At 62.9% G+C, this 14,444-nt stretch carries 13 protein-coding genes; 9 read left to right on the top strand and 4 right to left on the bottom strand.

What is annotated here, in order from left to right:
* The first annotated feature begins 42 nt into the window (after positions 1–42).
* Both ASD01_RS33505 and ASD01_RS33500 read left to right on the top strand, forming a co-directional pair.
* The gene (locus ASD01_RS33505) at positions 43–882 is read left to right on the top strand and encodes an AraC family transcriptional regulator (protein ID WP_034787039.1); all 840 of its coding nucleotides are present in this window, start codon (positions 43–45) and stop codon (positions 880–882) included.
* A 169-nt stretch (positions 883–1,051) separates the two neighbouring features.
* Positions 1,052–1,801 carry a TerC family protein gene (locus ASD01_RS33500; RefSeq protein WP_034787044.1) on the top strand — a complete coding sequence of 250 codons (750 nt, stop codon included), beginning with the start codon at positions 1,052–1,054 and terminating at the stop codon, positions 1,799–1,801.
* Positions 1,802–2,040: 239 nt separating this feature from the next.
* Here the strand turns inward: ASD01_RS33500 and ASD01_RS33495 are convergent, their stop codons facing one another.
* Both ASD01_RS33495 and ASD01_RS33490 read right to left on the bottom strand, forming a co-directional pair.
* Positions 2,041–2,421, bottom strand: a complete 381-nt coding sequence (locus ASD01_RS33495) for a VOC family protein (protein WP_034787050.1) — start codon at positions 2,419–2,421, stop codon at positions 2,041–2,043.
* Positions 2,422–2,647: 226 nt separating this feature from the next.
* A complete protein-coding gene (locus tag ASD01_RS33490) occupies positions 2,648–2,995 on the bottom strand; it encodes an ArsR/SmtB family transcription factor (protein ID WP_034787053.1) in 348 nt (115 codons plus the stop codon).
* 257 nt (positions 2,996–3,252) lie between these two features.
* On the opposite strand from ASD01_RS33490, the gene gltX reads away from it, so the two are divergent.
* The gene (gene gltX / locus ASD01_RS33485; protein ID WP_034787058.1) at positions 3,253–4,710 is read left to right on the top strand and encodes a glutamate--tRNA ligase; all 1,458 of its coding nucleotides are present in this window, start codon (positions 3,253–3,255) and stop codon (positions 4,708–4,710) included.
* A gap of 10 nt (positions 4,711–4,720) precedes the next feature.
* Positions 4,721–6,217, top strand: a complete 1,497-nt coding sequence (gene lysS, locus ASD01_RS33480; RefSeq protein ID WP_034787063.1) for a lysine--tRNA ligase — start codon at positions 4,721–4,723, stop codon at positions 6,215–6,217.
* Between the two features lie 97 nt (positions 6,218–6,314).
* Here lysS and ASD01_RS33475 read toward each other — a convergent pair whose 3' ends face one another.
* Together ASD01_RS33475 and ASD01_RS33470 are read right to left on the bottom strand one after the other, a co-directional pair.
* Positions 6,315–6,974, bottom strand: coding sequence for a hypothetical protein (locus ASD01_RS33475; protein ID WP_034787288.1), 660 nt, complete (start codon positions 6,972–6,974; stop codon positions 6,315–6,317).
* Positions 6,975–7,173: 199 nt separating this feature from the next.
* Positions 7,174–7,497, bottom strand: coding sequence for a hypothetical protein (locus ASD01_RS33470; RefSeq protein ID WP_034787066.1), 324 nt, complete (start codon positions 7,495–7,497; stop codon positions 7,174–7,176).
* 204 nt (positions 7,498–7,701) lie between these two features.
* On the opposite strand from ASD01_RS33470, the gene ASD01_RS33465 reads away from it, so the two are divergent.
* From ASD01_RS33465 to ASD01_RS33445, 5 genes are all read left to right on the top strand, one after another.
* Positions 7,702–8,655, top strand: a complete 954-nt coding sequence (locus ASD01_RS33465; protein ID WP_034787069.1) for a nucleoside hydrolase — start codon at positions 7,702–7,704, stop codon at positions 8,653–8,655.
* 88 nt (positions 8,656–8,743) lie between these two features.
* Positions 8,744–9,754 carry a ligase-associated DNA damage response exonuclease gene (locus ASD01_RS33460; protein WP_060645017.1) on the top strand — a complete coding sequence of 337 codons (1,011 nt, stop codon included), beginning with the start codon at positions 8,744–8,746 and terminating at the stop codon, positions 9,752–9,754.
* 4 nt (positions 9,755–9,758) lie between these two features.
* Complete coding sequence (locus ASD01_RS33455; RefSeq protein WP_034787074.1) at positions 9,759–11,378, top strand: cisplatin damage response ATP-dependent DNA ligase; 1,620 nt, start codon at positions 9,759–9,761, stop codon at positions 11,376–11,378.
* A 63-nt stretch (positions 11,379–11,441) separates the two neighbouring features.
* Positions 11,442–11,627 (top strand): DUF3008 family protein, encoded by a 186-nt coding sequence (locus ASD01_RS33450; protein WP_034787077.1) that lies wholly within the window; start codon positions 11,442–11,444, stop codon positions 11,625–11,627.
* Positions 11,628–11,759: 132 nt separating this feature from the next.
* The gene (locus ASD01_RS33445; RefSeq protein WP_060645016.1) at positions 11,760–14,399 is read left to right on the top strand and encodes a bifunctional diguanylate cyclase/phosphodiesterase; all 2,640 of its coding nucleotides are present in this window, start codon (positions 11,760–11,762) and stop codon (positions 14,397–14,399) included.
* Positions 14,400–14,444 lie beyond the last annotated feature (45 nt).

The following is a 14,444-nucleotide window of genomic DNA, read 5'->3' as shown; positions in this document are numbered from 1 at the left end:
CAGCCGAGCCCCTATCAAAAGGGCGTTGCCAGGGGAGTGAAGATGAGTGCCATCGGACGGGCGGTCTGGTTCATCGAGAGCCATTTCGCAAAAGAGATATCGCTGGATGAAATCGCCGGGGCCGCGGGCCTTTCGCGCTTCCATCTTTCGCGCGTTTTCGGGCTGGTCACCGGCCGCTCGATCACCGCCTATATCCGCGGACGGCGTCTCAGCGATGCCGCCAGCGCGCTTGCCGATGGCTCCATCAGCATTCTCTCGGTGGCACTCGATGCGGGTTACAGCTCGCACGAGGCTTTCACCCGTGCCTTTCGCGACCAGTTCGGCGTGACACCCGAAACGGTTCGCAAGCAAAGGCACATTCGAAACATCGAGCTGATGGAGCCTTTAAGAATGGACGATACCCGCCTTCTCAAGATCGACCCGCCCCGCTTCGAAGACAGCCCGCCATTGCTTCTGGCGGGCCTTTCGGAAACCTACACCTACGGCCGCACCGAAGGCATCCCGTCGCTCTGGCAACGGTTCAATCGCCATTTCGGCGCGATACCCGGACAGAGAGGCGACATCGCCTACGGTGTGTGCACCGACAGCAACGGCGAGGCTGGCACCTTCCGCTACATGGCGGCAGCCGAAATCAGTGACGCCGACGACCTGGCGGAAGGCTTTTCGACGCTACGGCTGCCGAAGCAGCGCTACGCCGTCTTTCTGCATCGCGGGCACATCTCCGCGATCGCCAAAACCGCCGACTACGTCTTCGGCACATGGCTGCCCGAATCCGGACTGCAGCATGGAGAAACGCCCGACCTCATCGAACGCTATGATGCGCGCTTTGACCCGCATTCGGGCATGGGCGTGGTCGAAATGTGGATTCCTGTCAAATCGTAAACGGTAAAGCGCCGCTGCAATCGGGCAGCGGCGCTTGTCTCTTCCGCAATGTTTCTTAAATACTTTCGGCGATTCTTGCGCGTCGACGCGCCATCCCCCACAGCGCCGCGCGTCCATCGGACGCGCGGCGCTGTGGAACTTATGAAGTGCTGAAAGAGAAAGATCGCCGATGCAGGATATCCTGTTGCTTGCTCAAGACCCCGCCGCCTGGGTCGCCCTCGTCACCCTGGTCGTCATGGAGGTGGTTCTCGGCATCGACAACCTGATCTTCATCTCGATCCTCACCAACAAGCTGCCTGTCGAGCATCGCGAAAAGGCCCGGCGCATCGGTATCGCCCTTGCCCTCGTCATGCGCCTTGCGCTGCTCGGCACGGTTGCCTGGATCGTCAAGCTGACGACGCCGGTGTTCGAGGCCTTCGGCCACGGCTTCTCCTGGAAGGACATGATCCTCATTGCCGGCGGCCTGTTCCTCGTCTGGAAGGCGACCAAGGAAATCCACCACAATGTCGATCCGGCCGATCACGGCGAGGACTTCATCGCCTCCTCGGCGATCAACAGCTTCGGCGCCGCGATCGCCCAGATCCTTTTGCTCGACCTCGTCTTCTCCGTCGACAGCATCATCACCGCCGTCGGCATGACACCGCACCTGCCGATCATGGTCATCGCCGTCATCGCCGCCGTCACGGTCATGCTCGTTGCAGCCAACCCGCTCGCCAACTTCATCGAGAAGAACCCGACGATCGTCATGCTGGCGCTCGCCTTCCTGCTGATGATCGGCACGACACTGATCGCCGAAGGCATGGGCCTGCATGTGCCGAAGGGTTACATCTACGCCGCCATGGCCTTCTCGGCGCTCGTCGAAATCCTCAACATGGTCGCGCGCAATGCGCGCCTGAGGAAGGCCGGAAAGCTCGACTGACGCGCCGGGCCGAAAACAATCCCGTCATGAGAAGGGCCCGCATCCAAGATGCGGGCCTTCTGCTTGCGGGAGTTCTGGAAGACGCGGAGGCTGGCTGACCGGCCGTCAACCGCGAGCCATCGGCGGCAAGACAAACGGGGTCGTTTCCTCTTTCCGCCAAGCTTGCCGGGGCCAGTCCCCACGCCTTCTGGTTGGACAACGCATCTCCTCAGGAAACGTTCCGATCCGGTTTCAGCCGCTCAAACATCCGGGCGATGGCCGACCTCGACCAGAATGTTGCCGGGTATCACTACGTAGAAAACATAGGCGCCGTGCCGATCGGCAGGCGGGATCACCTGGGCGCCGGATCCAAGCACCCGCTGATAGGCATCGTCGACGTCGGCCCGCACCGGCAGCAAAAAGCCTATGTGGTAGGTCTGGGTCCCGAGGCTGACCTGGTCGCCGCCGCCGAGCGCAGTGATCGGCGGGCTGACGACGAGCACCAGGCCGGAACCGTCCGTCAGGCGGAAAAAGGCATCCTTGCCGCGTTTTTCGACCAGCGTCAGGCCGAAATGATCGATGAGGAAGGACGCCGTTTCGGCAACGACAGGGCTATAGAGGTCGATATGGTTCAGTCGCATGTTTACAGTCTCCGTGTTCGAGAAACGCGGCGGACTGCGTCGATTGCATACACCCCGCCGCGGACCGATGCGATTGCATCGGAACCACGTCGCGGGTTCGAACGGGACGTTCGAGCAGAGCTTCGTTTAGAAAACCGAAGGGACCGGGCTTACCATATCCGGTCCTGCCTTTTTCGACGTCCCCTGCTTAGCGCAGAACGGCCAAGGACGGAAGACGGGCCGGCGATCAGTTCTTGCCGGCACCGGGGTCGACATGCTGGAGTTCCTGCAGATAGGCGTCGAGACGGTCGAACTTCTGCTCCCAGAAGCGACGATAGCCGTCGAGCCAGCTGTTGACGTCCTTCAGCGGGGCGGCTTCAAGCTTGCATGGTCGCCACTGCGCTTCGCGGCCACGGCTGATCAGCCCGGCGCGCTCGAGAACCTTGAGATGCTTGGAGACTGCCGGCAGGCTCATTTCGAAGGGCTCCGCCAGCTCGCCGACCGAGGCCTCTCCAAGTGCGAGGCGGGCGAGAATGGCCCTTCGCGTTGGATCGGCCAGAGCTGAGAGCGTCGTCGACAAGCGATCTTCCGGCATTTTCTAAAAAACCTTTCAGTTAAATAACCTTTCGGTTCATTAACGCCCGCAGGCGGCAGTGTCAACAAAAACCGGCGTGATCGGGTTTCCGTTGACATGATCGGCGTTCTATGGTCTCACGCGAGCCTATTGGAATAGCCTGCCGATACCGTTGTTGCGGCACCCTTGCGGGCCTTTCCTTCCCATAAAATGCGCGCCCCCGGCGGCCGGTTTCTTCTCCGGCAAGGGGCGAAAAGCACGTCAGACGGGCAAAGACCATGGCAAATTCAGCAGTCCGGGTACGCATCGCACCCTCCCCCACCGGCGAGCCGCATGTCGGCACCGCCTACATCGCTCTGTTCAACTACCTCTTCGCAAAGAAGCACGGCGGCGAGTTCATCCTGCGCATCGAAGACACCGATGCCACCCGCTCGACGCCCGAGTTCGAACAGAAGGTGCTGGACGCGCTGAAATGGTGCGGGCTCGAATGGTCGGAAGGTCCTGATGTCGGTGGTCCCTATGGTCCCTACCGCCAGAGCGACCGCAAGGACATGTACCGCCCCTACGTCGAGAAGATCGTCGAGAATGGTCACGGCTTCCGCTGCTTCTGCACGCCCGAGCGGCTCGAGCAGATGCGCGAGAGCCAGCGCGCCGCCGGCAAGCCGTCGAAGTATGACGGCCTGTGTCTCCACCTGTCCGCCGAAGAAGTGACCTCGCGCGTTGCCGCCGGCGAGCCGCATGTCGTGCGCATGAAGATCCCGACCGAGGGCTCGTGCAAGTTTACCGACGGCGTCTATGGCGACGTGGAAATTCCGTGGGATGCCGTCGACATGCAGGTCCTCTTGAAGGCCGACGGCATGCCGACCTACCACATGGCCAACGTCGTCGACGACCACCTGATGAAGATCACCCACGTCGCCCGCGGCGAGGAGTGGCTGGCCTCCGTGCCAAAGCACATCCTGATCTACCGCTATCTCGGCCTCGAGCCGCCGGTCTTCATGCACCTGTCGCTAATGCGCAATGCCGACAAGTCGAAGCTGTCGAAGCGCAAGAACCCGACGTCGATCTCGTACTACACGGCGCTTGGCTATCTGCCGGAAGCGCTGATGAACTTCCTCGGCCTGTTCTTCATCCAGATCGCCGAAGGCGAGGAGTTGCTGACGATCGAGGAACTGGCTGCAAAGTTCGACTCGGAGAACCTCTCCAAGGCCGGCGCGATCTTCGACATCCAGAAGCTCGACTGGCTGAACGCCCGCTGGATCCGCGAGAAGCTTTCGGAAGAAGAATTCGCCGCCCGCGTCCTTGCCTGGGCCATGGAAAACGACCGCCTGAAACAGGGCCTGAAGCTCAGCCAGTCGCGCATTTCGAAGCTCGGCGAACTGCCTGATCTCGCAAGCTTCCTTTTGAAGTCCGACCTCGGCCTCAAGCCCGAAGCCTTCGCCGGCGTCAAGTCGACGCCCGAAGAACTGCTCGAGATCCTCAACACCGTTCAGCCGGACCTTGAAAAGATCCTCGAATGGAACAAGGAATCGATCGAAGCCGAACTGCGCGCGGTCGCCGAGCGCATGGGCAAGAAGCTGAAGGTGATCCTGGCGCCGCTCTTCGTGTCTGTATCCGGCTCGCAGCGCTCGCTGCCGCTGTTCGACAGCATGGAAATCCTCGGCCGCGCCGTGGTCCGCCAGCGTCTCAAGGTCGCGTCCCAGGTGGTCGCCTCCATGGTCGGCAGCGGAAAGTAAGGAGAGCACGATGAACGACAAGACCGAGACCACTGGCCTCTCCTCCGACGCCACGGAAGTGCGTGCACAGAAGCTGAAGCTTTTGCGTGAGCAGATCGGCGACGTCTATCCGGCGCATTTCCACCGGACGATGAGCAATGCCGAGCTGACCGCAAAGTACGAGAGCCTGGAGCCGGACACCGAGACCCAGGATGTCGTGACCGTTGCCGGCCGCGTCTATTCCTCGCGCAACTCCGGCATGTTCATGGACATCCATGACGCCTCCGGCAAGATCCAGATCTTCAGCCATAAGGACACCACGCCGGAAGACGCCCGCGCGCTGCTGCCGATGATCGACATCGGCGACATCATCGGCGTGACCGGCGTCGTTCGCCGCACCAAGCGTGGTGAGTTGACGATCAACGCCCAGGCAATCACCATGCTGACGAAGTCGCTGCTGCCGATGCCCGAAAAGTGGCACGGCCTGTCGGACATCGAGATCCGCTACCGCAAGCGCCACCTCGACATCATGACCAACGAGGAATCGAAGCTGCGCTTCCAGCAGCGCAGCAAGATCGTCTCGGGCATCCGCCGCTTCATGGAAAACGACGGCTTCATGGAAGTCGAGACGCCGATGCTGCACTCGGTCTACGGCGGCGCCACCGCCGAGCCGTTCAAGACGCATCACAACACGCTGAAGCTCGACATGTTCCTGCGCATCGCGCCGGAACTGTACCTGAAGCGCACGCTGGTTTCGGGCCTCACCGACAAGGTCTTCGAGATCAACCGCAACTTCCGCAACGAAGGCGTCTCCACCCGGCACAATCCGGAATTCACCATGATGGAGTGCTACTGGGCCTATGCCGACTACGAGGACATCATGGACCTCGTCGAGCGGCTGTTCGGTGAGCTTGCCATGGCGATCCACGGCTCGACCGAGTTTGCCTATGGCGACAAGGAAATCTCCTTCAAGGGTCCGTTCCGCCGCGTGCCGATGCCCGACGCTGTCAAGGAAGCGACCGGCATCGACTTCCTGGCGATGAAGACCGACGAAGAAGCCCGCGCTGCCGCCAAGGCTGCCGGCTTTGAGGTCGAGAAGGACTGGACCTGGGGCGAGTGCCTCGCCTTCATCTTCGAAGAGAAGGTCGAAGGCACGCTGATCCAGCCGGCCCACGTCACGCATTTCCCGAAGGACATCTCGCCCTTTGCCAAGGAAGTGCCGGGCGAACCGCGCCTCGTCGAGCGTTTCGAGACCTATTGCAACGCCTGGGAACTGGGCAACGCCTTCTCCGAACTTAACGATCCGGAAGAGCAGCGCGCACGCATGGTCGAGCAGCTGGAACAGGCCCACGCCCGCGGCGAAAAGGCCAAGCAGCTCGACGACGAGTTCCTTGACGCGATCGACCAGGGCATGCCGCCGGCCGGTGGCCTCGGCATCGGCGTCGACCGCCTGATCATGCTGCTCACCAACGCACCGTCGATCCGCGACGTCATCCTCTTCCCGGCCCGCCGGCAGAAGGCTGACTGATCAAGGTCGCAAAACCCACGAACACGAAGGCCCGCCGCTCACGCGCCGGGCCTTTTTCAATTCTCAGAAAGAACGGATTACCGAACGTAACCCGGGCCTAGTGGCCCGCAGGCGCCTCGGCGGTCTCGGCCGGCTTGGCCTCCTGCTCACCGGCGCCGCCCTCGGCGCTCACGCCATCGGCCGGTGCGGCCGATGGGTCGATGCATGGCGAATGGTCGTCCATGGCCGCCATCATCGTGCGGATGTCGTCCATCGAAAGGTCGACGGTCTTGCCATGGAAGACGCCGACAGAATTTGCCGTGCCGTCATTGTAGAACGCCCGAAACGTCTCGCTCATGCCCGGAACGCTCTGCGGACCGGGGGCGAAGAGCACCTCCGCACCGATCGCCGCACCGCGCACGTCAGCCCGGTTTTCGGGACCGGCGGAATCGAGCACGACGACCTGATAGAGATCTGCCCGCTCGGCCTTCGCGAGGGCGCCCACGACGCGCAACGCCGTGCGCATGCGCGCCTGGCCGTCGGCGCGGTCGGTCTTGACGTGCATGCGGATCCAGCGCTGGCCGTTGTGGCCGAGCTTCAACGTGCGAATGGTCGTGCACTCGAGGCCCGAAACCTTCGGCTTGGAAAGTTCCGCCATGAGCGCATCGCGGCTGACATAGACGGCAGCACCGCCCGAAGCGGCGGAAACACCGAAAGCCGCCGTGAGAATGACGAGCAGTCTCTTTGATGGCCTGATCTTGCCGAGGATAGCCTTCACGAGCGTGGACTCCGCCATCATATCCAGAAATTGCAGAAAGCCCGGAACGGGCAGCACAACATTAGGCGCGCGACCTTTCGGAAAGTTTAAATTGCGGTAGCGATCTTCCGGCAACCCGCAAGACACCGGCGGGTGGCAGATCAACAGACAGGAGGCCGGTGATTGTGCGCCGGCCTCCTGTCTGAAGCATGCACGCCGATCAGTCGACGGCGATATCGATCCGGTCGCGGCACTCGCGGTAAGGCGAAAGATGCACCTTGCCCGAGGCATCGATCCACCGGCGGTTTTCGACGCAATAGGCGCCCGACTTCGTCAGGATGACCTTGGGGCGCCGCCGGCTGTAGCTGTCGTTGGCATGGGTGAAGGAACCGATGCCGGCATACCAGTCGCTGCTGTCGGAAGAACCGTGTCCGCCACCACCGCCGCCGCGGCCCTTGCCACCGGCACTTTGGGCAAAGGAGGGGGCGGCAAACGACGTTGCCGCGGTGACGACGATCATGGAAACAAGGACCAGCCGATGCATGACATTACCTCCCGGTTGACTGGATGAGCCGTTCTCATCCACACGCAGAGCTTGCCATGCTCGCCCGGTTGGTGATGTTCCCATGGAAACCATGGCCAGAGGCGCGGCCGCTCCCCGAGTCAACCCGGATGGCGATTGACATTCGCAGCCATCTTGCCTCCATTGCGAGCCGTCAAACACAAGAACAAGAAAAGAAGAACGAGAATGCATAAAGTCATCTTTGATACGGATCCGGGCATCGACGATGCAATGGCGCTGCTTTTCCTGCACCGTCACCCGGCCATCGACCTGATCGGCATCACCACCGTATTCGGCAACGCCTCGGTCGAAACCACTACCCGCAACGCGCTGTTCCTGAAGCAGCGTTGGGGCATCGATGCGCCCGTCGCCAAGGGTCTCGACAAGACTTTCAATCCCGACCGCCCGCATGTCGGCTGGCCGACCTTCATCCACGGTGACGATGGCCTCGGCAACATCGACGTGCCCGAGACGGTCGACCTGCCGGTCGATCCGCGCCCGGCGCACCGCTTCATCATCGACACCGTTCGCGCCCATCCCGGCGAAGTGACGCTGATCGCCGTTGGCCGGATGACCAACCTGGCGCTGGCACTGCGCGAGGATCCCGATTTCGCAGCGCTCGTGCGCGAAGTCGTCATCATGGGTGGCGCCTTCGACGTCAACGGCAACATCACGCCGGCTGCCGAGGCCAACATCCACGGCGACCCGGAAGCTGCCGACGTCGTGATGACGGCGCCCTGGCCGGTCACCGTCGTTGGCCTCGACGTCACCACCCAGACCGTGATGACCAAGGCGATGATCGCCGATATCGCCGAACGCGGCGGCGACGCCGGCAAGCTGCTTGCCGATATCTCAAAATTCTACGTCACCTTCTACGAGCAGCACGTGCCCGACGGCATGGTCGTGCATGACAGCTGCGCCTGCGCCTATGTCGTGGCGCCCGACCTCTTCACCGTCAGGAGCGGATCGATCCGTGTCGTCTGCGGCGGCATTGCCGACGGCCAGACGATCCAGAGCCCCGACAACCGTTTGTTCCCGCCAAGCCCCTGGGACGATCTGCCGAGCCAGAAGGCCTGCATCGACATCGATGCCGCCCGCACGCTGAAGCTCATTATCGACACGCTGGTTCTGCCCGGCTGAACCTGATCGAGGCGCAGCGAATGTTGCTCCTTGAAAAACTTGAACAAGACGGCTGGCGAATGCGCATTCGCCGGCTATCTTTCAGTCCATGAAACCGGACGCCCTGCTCAACCCCGCCCCCAAAGGCCTCTATTGCCCGATCGGTGACTTCTACATCGACCCGGTTCAACCGGTCGAAAGGGCGCTGATCACACACGGCCATTCCGACCATGCCCGCGCGGGGCACGGCCACGTGCTCGCCACCCGCGAGACCCTCGACATCATGCGCATCCGCTACGGCGACGACTTCTGCGGCACGAGCCAGGCGATCAGCCTCGGTGAACCCCTTGTCGTCAATGGCGTCGACGTGGGCTTCCATCCGGCCGGTCATGTACTCGGCTCGGCGCAGATCTCCGTTCGTGCAAACGGCGTGCGCATCGTCGCGTCTGGCGACTACAAGCGACGGCGGGATCCGACCTGCGCTGGCTTCGAGCCGGTCGCCTGCGATGTCTTTATCACCGAAGCCACCTTCGGCCTGCCGGTCTTCCACCACCCGGACGATCGCGCGGAAACCCGCAAATTGCTGACGTCGCTCGCCCAGTTTCCCGAGCGCACGCACGTGGTCGGTGCCTATGCGCTCGGCAAGGCGCAGCGGGTGATCGCACTCCTGCGCGAAGAGGAGTATCACCAGCCGATCTTCATCCATGGCGCCCTGCAACGGCTGTGCGACTACTATCAGAGCCAGGGCATCGACCTCGGCGCCCTACGTCCGGCAACGCTTGCCGCCGACGAAAAGCAGGATTTCAAGGGCACGATCGTGATCGGCCCGCCCGCCGCCTTCGCCGATCGCTGGTCGCGGCGCTTCTCCGACCCGATTGCCAGTTTCGCTTCCGGCTGGATGTTGATCCGGCAACGAGCGAAACAGCGGGGCGTCGAGCTGCCATTGATCATCTCCGACCATTGTGACTGGGCCGAACTGACGGCAACGATCACCGAGATCGCGCCGGCCGAGGTCTGGGTCACGCACGGACGCGAAGAAGCGCTGGTGCGCTGGTGCGAGCTCAAGGGCATCGCCGCCCGCCCGCTTCACCTCGTCGGCTACGACGACGAGGGAGAGTGACGAGATGCGCGCCTTCGCCGAACTGCTCGACCGCCTCGTCCTCAGCCCGCAGCGCAATGCCAAGATCCGCCTGCTTGTCGATTACTTCCGGACCGCGCCGGACCCGGATCGCGGCTATGCGCTCGCGGCGATCGCCGGCACGCTGTCGCTCAACACCGTCAAGCCGGCGATGATCCGCGACCTCTTGCTCGAACGCATGGACGCGGTGCTTTTCCAGTATTCCTACGACTATGTCGGTGACCTCGCCGAAACGGTGTCGCTCGTCTGGGAGCCGCCTGCCGGCACCGTAGAGGCGGACATACCGCTTGGCGAGGCCATCGAGCGTCTGCAAAGGACCGGACGGGCCGATGTGCGCGGCGTCGTTCGCGACATGCTCGACCGATTGGATACGTCGGCGCGCTTCGCCTTCCTCAAACTTGTGACGGGCGGCCTTCGCATCGGCGTATCGGCGAAGCTCGCCAAGCAGGCGCTCGCCGACATGGGCGGCAAGGACGTCGCCGAGATCGAGACCCTCTGGCACGGCCTGTCGCCGCCCTATCTGCCGCTCTTCCGCTGGCTTTCGGGCGAGGCGGAAAAGCCCGAGCTTTCGACGCCGGCCGTCTTCCATTCGGTCATGCTCGCCAATCCTGTCGGCGACGGCGATCTCGACGGGCTCGACCCCAAGGACTTCGCTGCCGAATGGAAGTGGGACGGGATCCGCGTGCAGCTTGCCAATATCGGCGGCGTGCGCCGGCTCTATTCCCGCAGTGGCGACGAGATTTCCGGCGCCTTTCCCGACGTCCTGGAGGCCGTCGACTTCACCGGGGTGATCGATGGCGAACTGCTCGTGGGCGGCACCGCGCGCAGCAACCGCGCAACCCGAACTTTCGCCGACCTGCAGCAACGGCTGAACCGCAAGACGGTCAACCCTAAGCTCATCGAGACCTATCCGGCCTTCGTCCGCGCCTATGACATTCTCTTCTCAGGCGAAGAGGACGTTCGCCCACTGGGTTTCGTCGAACGACGCGCGCGGCTCGCCGACATCGTCGAGCGCGCCTCGCCGCAGCATTTCGACCTGTCGCCGCTGGTGCCCTTCTCGTCCTGGCAAGAACTCGACAGCCTGCGCGCCGACCCGCCCGATCCGGTGATCGAGGGCATCATGCTGAAACGGCTGGATTCGCCCTATACGCCGGGCCGCGTCAAAGGCCCGTGGTTCAAGTGGAAGCGCGCGCCCTTCAACATCGACGCGGTGCTGATGTATGCCCAGCGCGGCCACGGCAAGCGCTCGAGCTACTACTCCGATTACACCTTCGGCGTCTGGACCGACATCGACGGAAAGGAAACGCTGGTACCGGTCGGCAAGGCCTATTTCGGCTTCACCGATGCCGAACTGGAAATTCTCGACCGTTTCGTCCGGGACAATACGACCGAGCGCTTCGGGCCGGTGCGCGCCGTCAGGGCCGAGCCCGAGTTCGGTTTCGTCGTCGAGGTCGCCTTCGAGGGTATCAACCGCTCGAGCCGCCACAAGTCGGGCGTCGCCATGCGCTTCCCGCGCATCGCGCGCCTGAGACAGGACAAGCTGCCGCGTGACGCCGACCGGCTGGAGACGCTGCAGGCGATGATCGAAGCGCGGGAGAATACCTAGCTTCGCGGAACATCCGGCGCTGCCTCGCGTTGGCCAGGGCAACCAACCGAAAGGCGATGTGCCATGCCAGCCAAGTCGAAAGCCCAACAGCGTGCAGCCGGCGCTGCCCTTGCCGCCAAGCGCGGCGACGTCAAGAAATCCAGCCTCAAGGGCGCCTCGCGCGAAATGGAGAAATCCATGAGCGAAGGTGAACTCGAAGACCTTGCAGAAACCAAGCACAAGAAGCTGCCCGAGCACAAAGGTGACTGAGACGCGAAGGAATAAAAGCGGGACCTAAAACAAGGTTTATTAAGACCCTTTTGGGATTATCCGGCTCAAGACATAGCCATTCGCGTGCCGCCGGGGTGTTTCGTGCCTGCCAGACATGCTTTCAACCTCGGGATGAAGAGGCTCTCCAGGGTTTTGACGCCAAGCTATCTTCCGGCGATCATTGCCGCCTTCGTTGTTCTGGTCGCTGGCATCCTTGCGGACAACCAGAACCAGGTGGTCGACGAGGCGCGCCAGCGCGCGCGCGTCGCCGAGGAACTCAATCCCATCCGCTCCAAGCTCGAGGCCAACGTCAACGGCAACATCCAGCTCGTGCGTGGGCTGATCGGCACGCTGGTCACCGAGCCGGCAATGGATCAGCAGCGCTTCGCCGCGCTGTCGCGCAGCGTCTTCACCGAGCGCTCGCAATTGCGCAGCATCGCGGCTGCGCCCAATCTCATCGTCTCGCTCGTCTACCCGCTCGAACAAAATCGCCGCGCACTCGGCCTCGACTACCGCCGGAACGAAGCGCAGCGCGCCGCCGTCATGCGCGTAAAGGACACCGGCCAAATGGTGCTTGCCGGGCCTGTCGATCTCGTCCAGGGCGGCAAAGGGCTGATCGGCCGCTTCCCCGTATCGATAGACGCCGGCGGCGGCAGCAACCGCTTCTGGGGCATCGTCTCGGCCATCATCGACGTGGACCGGCTCTATCGCGACAGCGGCCTTTCTTCCGATGAACTCGGCATAGACGTCGCCATTGCCGGTCAGGACGGCACAGGCGCGCAAGGTCCGGTCTTTTACGGCGACGCCAATATTTTCCGTGGCTCGCCGGTCGAAATGACCGTGCTCCTACCCGGCGGTTCCTGGCATATCGCAGCCGTTCCGAAGGGCGGTTGGCCGACGACGGCGGGCAACGCCTGGCTCATCCGCGGCCTCATCGTCATCGGCGGACTGATGATCATCCTGCCGATGGTGTTGACCGGGCGCCTCTTGAGCGAGCGGCAAGGCAACATTCGTGCGCTCAGATACAGCAAGGTGCAGCTCCAGGAACTGTCCCATCGGCTGAAGATCGCGCTCGACTCCTCCCAGATCGGCATCTGGGAACTCGACATCGCCAGCAAGAAGCTGCTCTGGGACGAGCGGACCAAGGAACTCTATGGGCAAAAGACGTCGTTGCGTCAGGCCTATGACGACTGGAAGGACGCGCTGCACCCCGACGACCTCGACCGCGCCGAGCGGGAATTTGCCGAGGCGCTGGAATCCGGGCTCGCCTACAATTCCGACTTCCGCGTTCGCCTCCCCGACGGCAGCACGCGCCACATCCGGGCCAACGGCTCGTTCTATATCGGCGCCGACGGCCACAGGAAGATCGTCGGGGTCAACTGGGACGTGACCGCCGACTTCGAAACCCGCGAAACGCTTTTCGAAGCCAAGCGCACCGCGGAGGCGCACAGCGTCGAACTCGAAGCGGCGCGCCATCGCATGGAGTTCAACGCGCTGCACGATCCGCTGACCGGCCTGCCAAACCGGCGTTTCCTCGACCAGGTCCTGGCCGATCGCGACCGGCATTTCGCGCGGGAGGCGAAACTCAGCATCTTCCACATGGACCTCGACCGCTTCAAGCAGATCAACGATACGCTCGGCCACGCGGCCGGTGACGAGATCCTGCGGCATGCCGCCGAGCTTCTGCGCGGCAATGCCGACGAAAAGGACTTCGTCGCCCGCATCGGCGGCGACGAATTCGTGCTCGTCCGCCAGGATGGAGGCATCGAGCCGGATGCCCGGCTGGCGTCACGCATCATCGAGGCGATGAGCGTGCCCGTCCGCTACAAGGACCAGGAGTGCCGCATCGGCGTCAGCATCGGCATCGCCGCCCAAAGCCAGACGAGCGAAGAGCTGTCGCACGTGCTCGTCAACGCCGACATCGCGCTCTATGAAGCCAAGCGCCGCGGCCGCAACCGCCACGAGATCTTTACCGGCGAACTGAAGACGGCCGTCTTCAAGACCAAGCAGACGGCCGACGAGATCCTGCGCGGGCTCGAACACAACGAATTCATCGCGCATTTCCAGCCGCAGTTCTGCCCGCGCTCGCTCGACATCATCGGCGTCGAGGCGCTGGCGCGCTGGGACCATCCCACCAAGGGCCTGCTCGGCCCGCACACGTTCCTGAAGACGGCCGAAGACATCAACGTCGTGGCCGCGATCGACCAGGCGATCCTGGAGCAGGCGCTGTTCCAGATCTATCGCTGGGAAGCAAGCGGCATTCGTATCCCCAAAGTCTCTGTCAATCTCTCCTATGCCCGGCTTCACGACGAAAATCTGATCGAGCGCCTGGAACAGTTGCAGATCCCGGCCGGCCGCCTGTCGTTTGAACTGTTGGAGTCGATCTCCTTCGACGAAAGCGACATGACGGTCCTGTCGAACATCCGCCGGATCAAGGAACTCGGCATCGCCATCGAGATCGACGATTTCGGCACCGGCTATGCATCCATCGTCAGCCTGTTGAAGCTGACGCCGCGACGCTTGAAGATCGACCGCCAGCTCGTCCTGCCGATCCTCAAATCCCCAGCCGAAAAGCGTCTGGTCGAGTCCATCATCGACATCGGTACGTCGCTCGGCATCGAAGTGATCGCCGAAGGCGTCGAGACCCTCGAACACGCGGCCATCCTGAAGGAACTCGGCTGCCATGGGCTGCAAGGTTATGCTTTCGCGCGGCCCATGAGCGCCAACGACCTTGCGACCTTCGCCTTCGAGCGTCGGTGGCTGGCAGCCTGAGAGGCTTCGGCCTCAGCTAAAAAGCGCAGGTGCGTGCATTTTTCG

Origin of the sequence: Ensifer sp. Root423 (genome assembly GCF_001426275.1) — a bacterium.
Classification (GTDB): Bacteria; Pseudomonadota; Alphaproteobacteria; order Rhizobiales; family Rhizobiaceae; genus Ensifer; species Ensifer adhaerens.
Note: the sequence above shows the minus strand (reverse complement) of the source record. Positions and strands in the feature narration are given on the sequence as shown.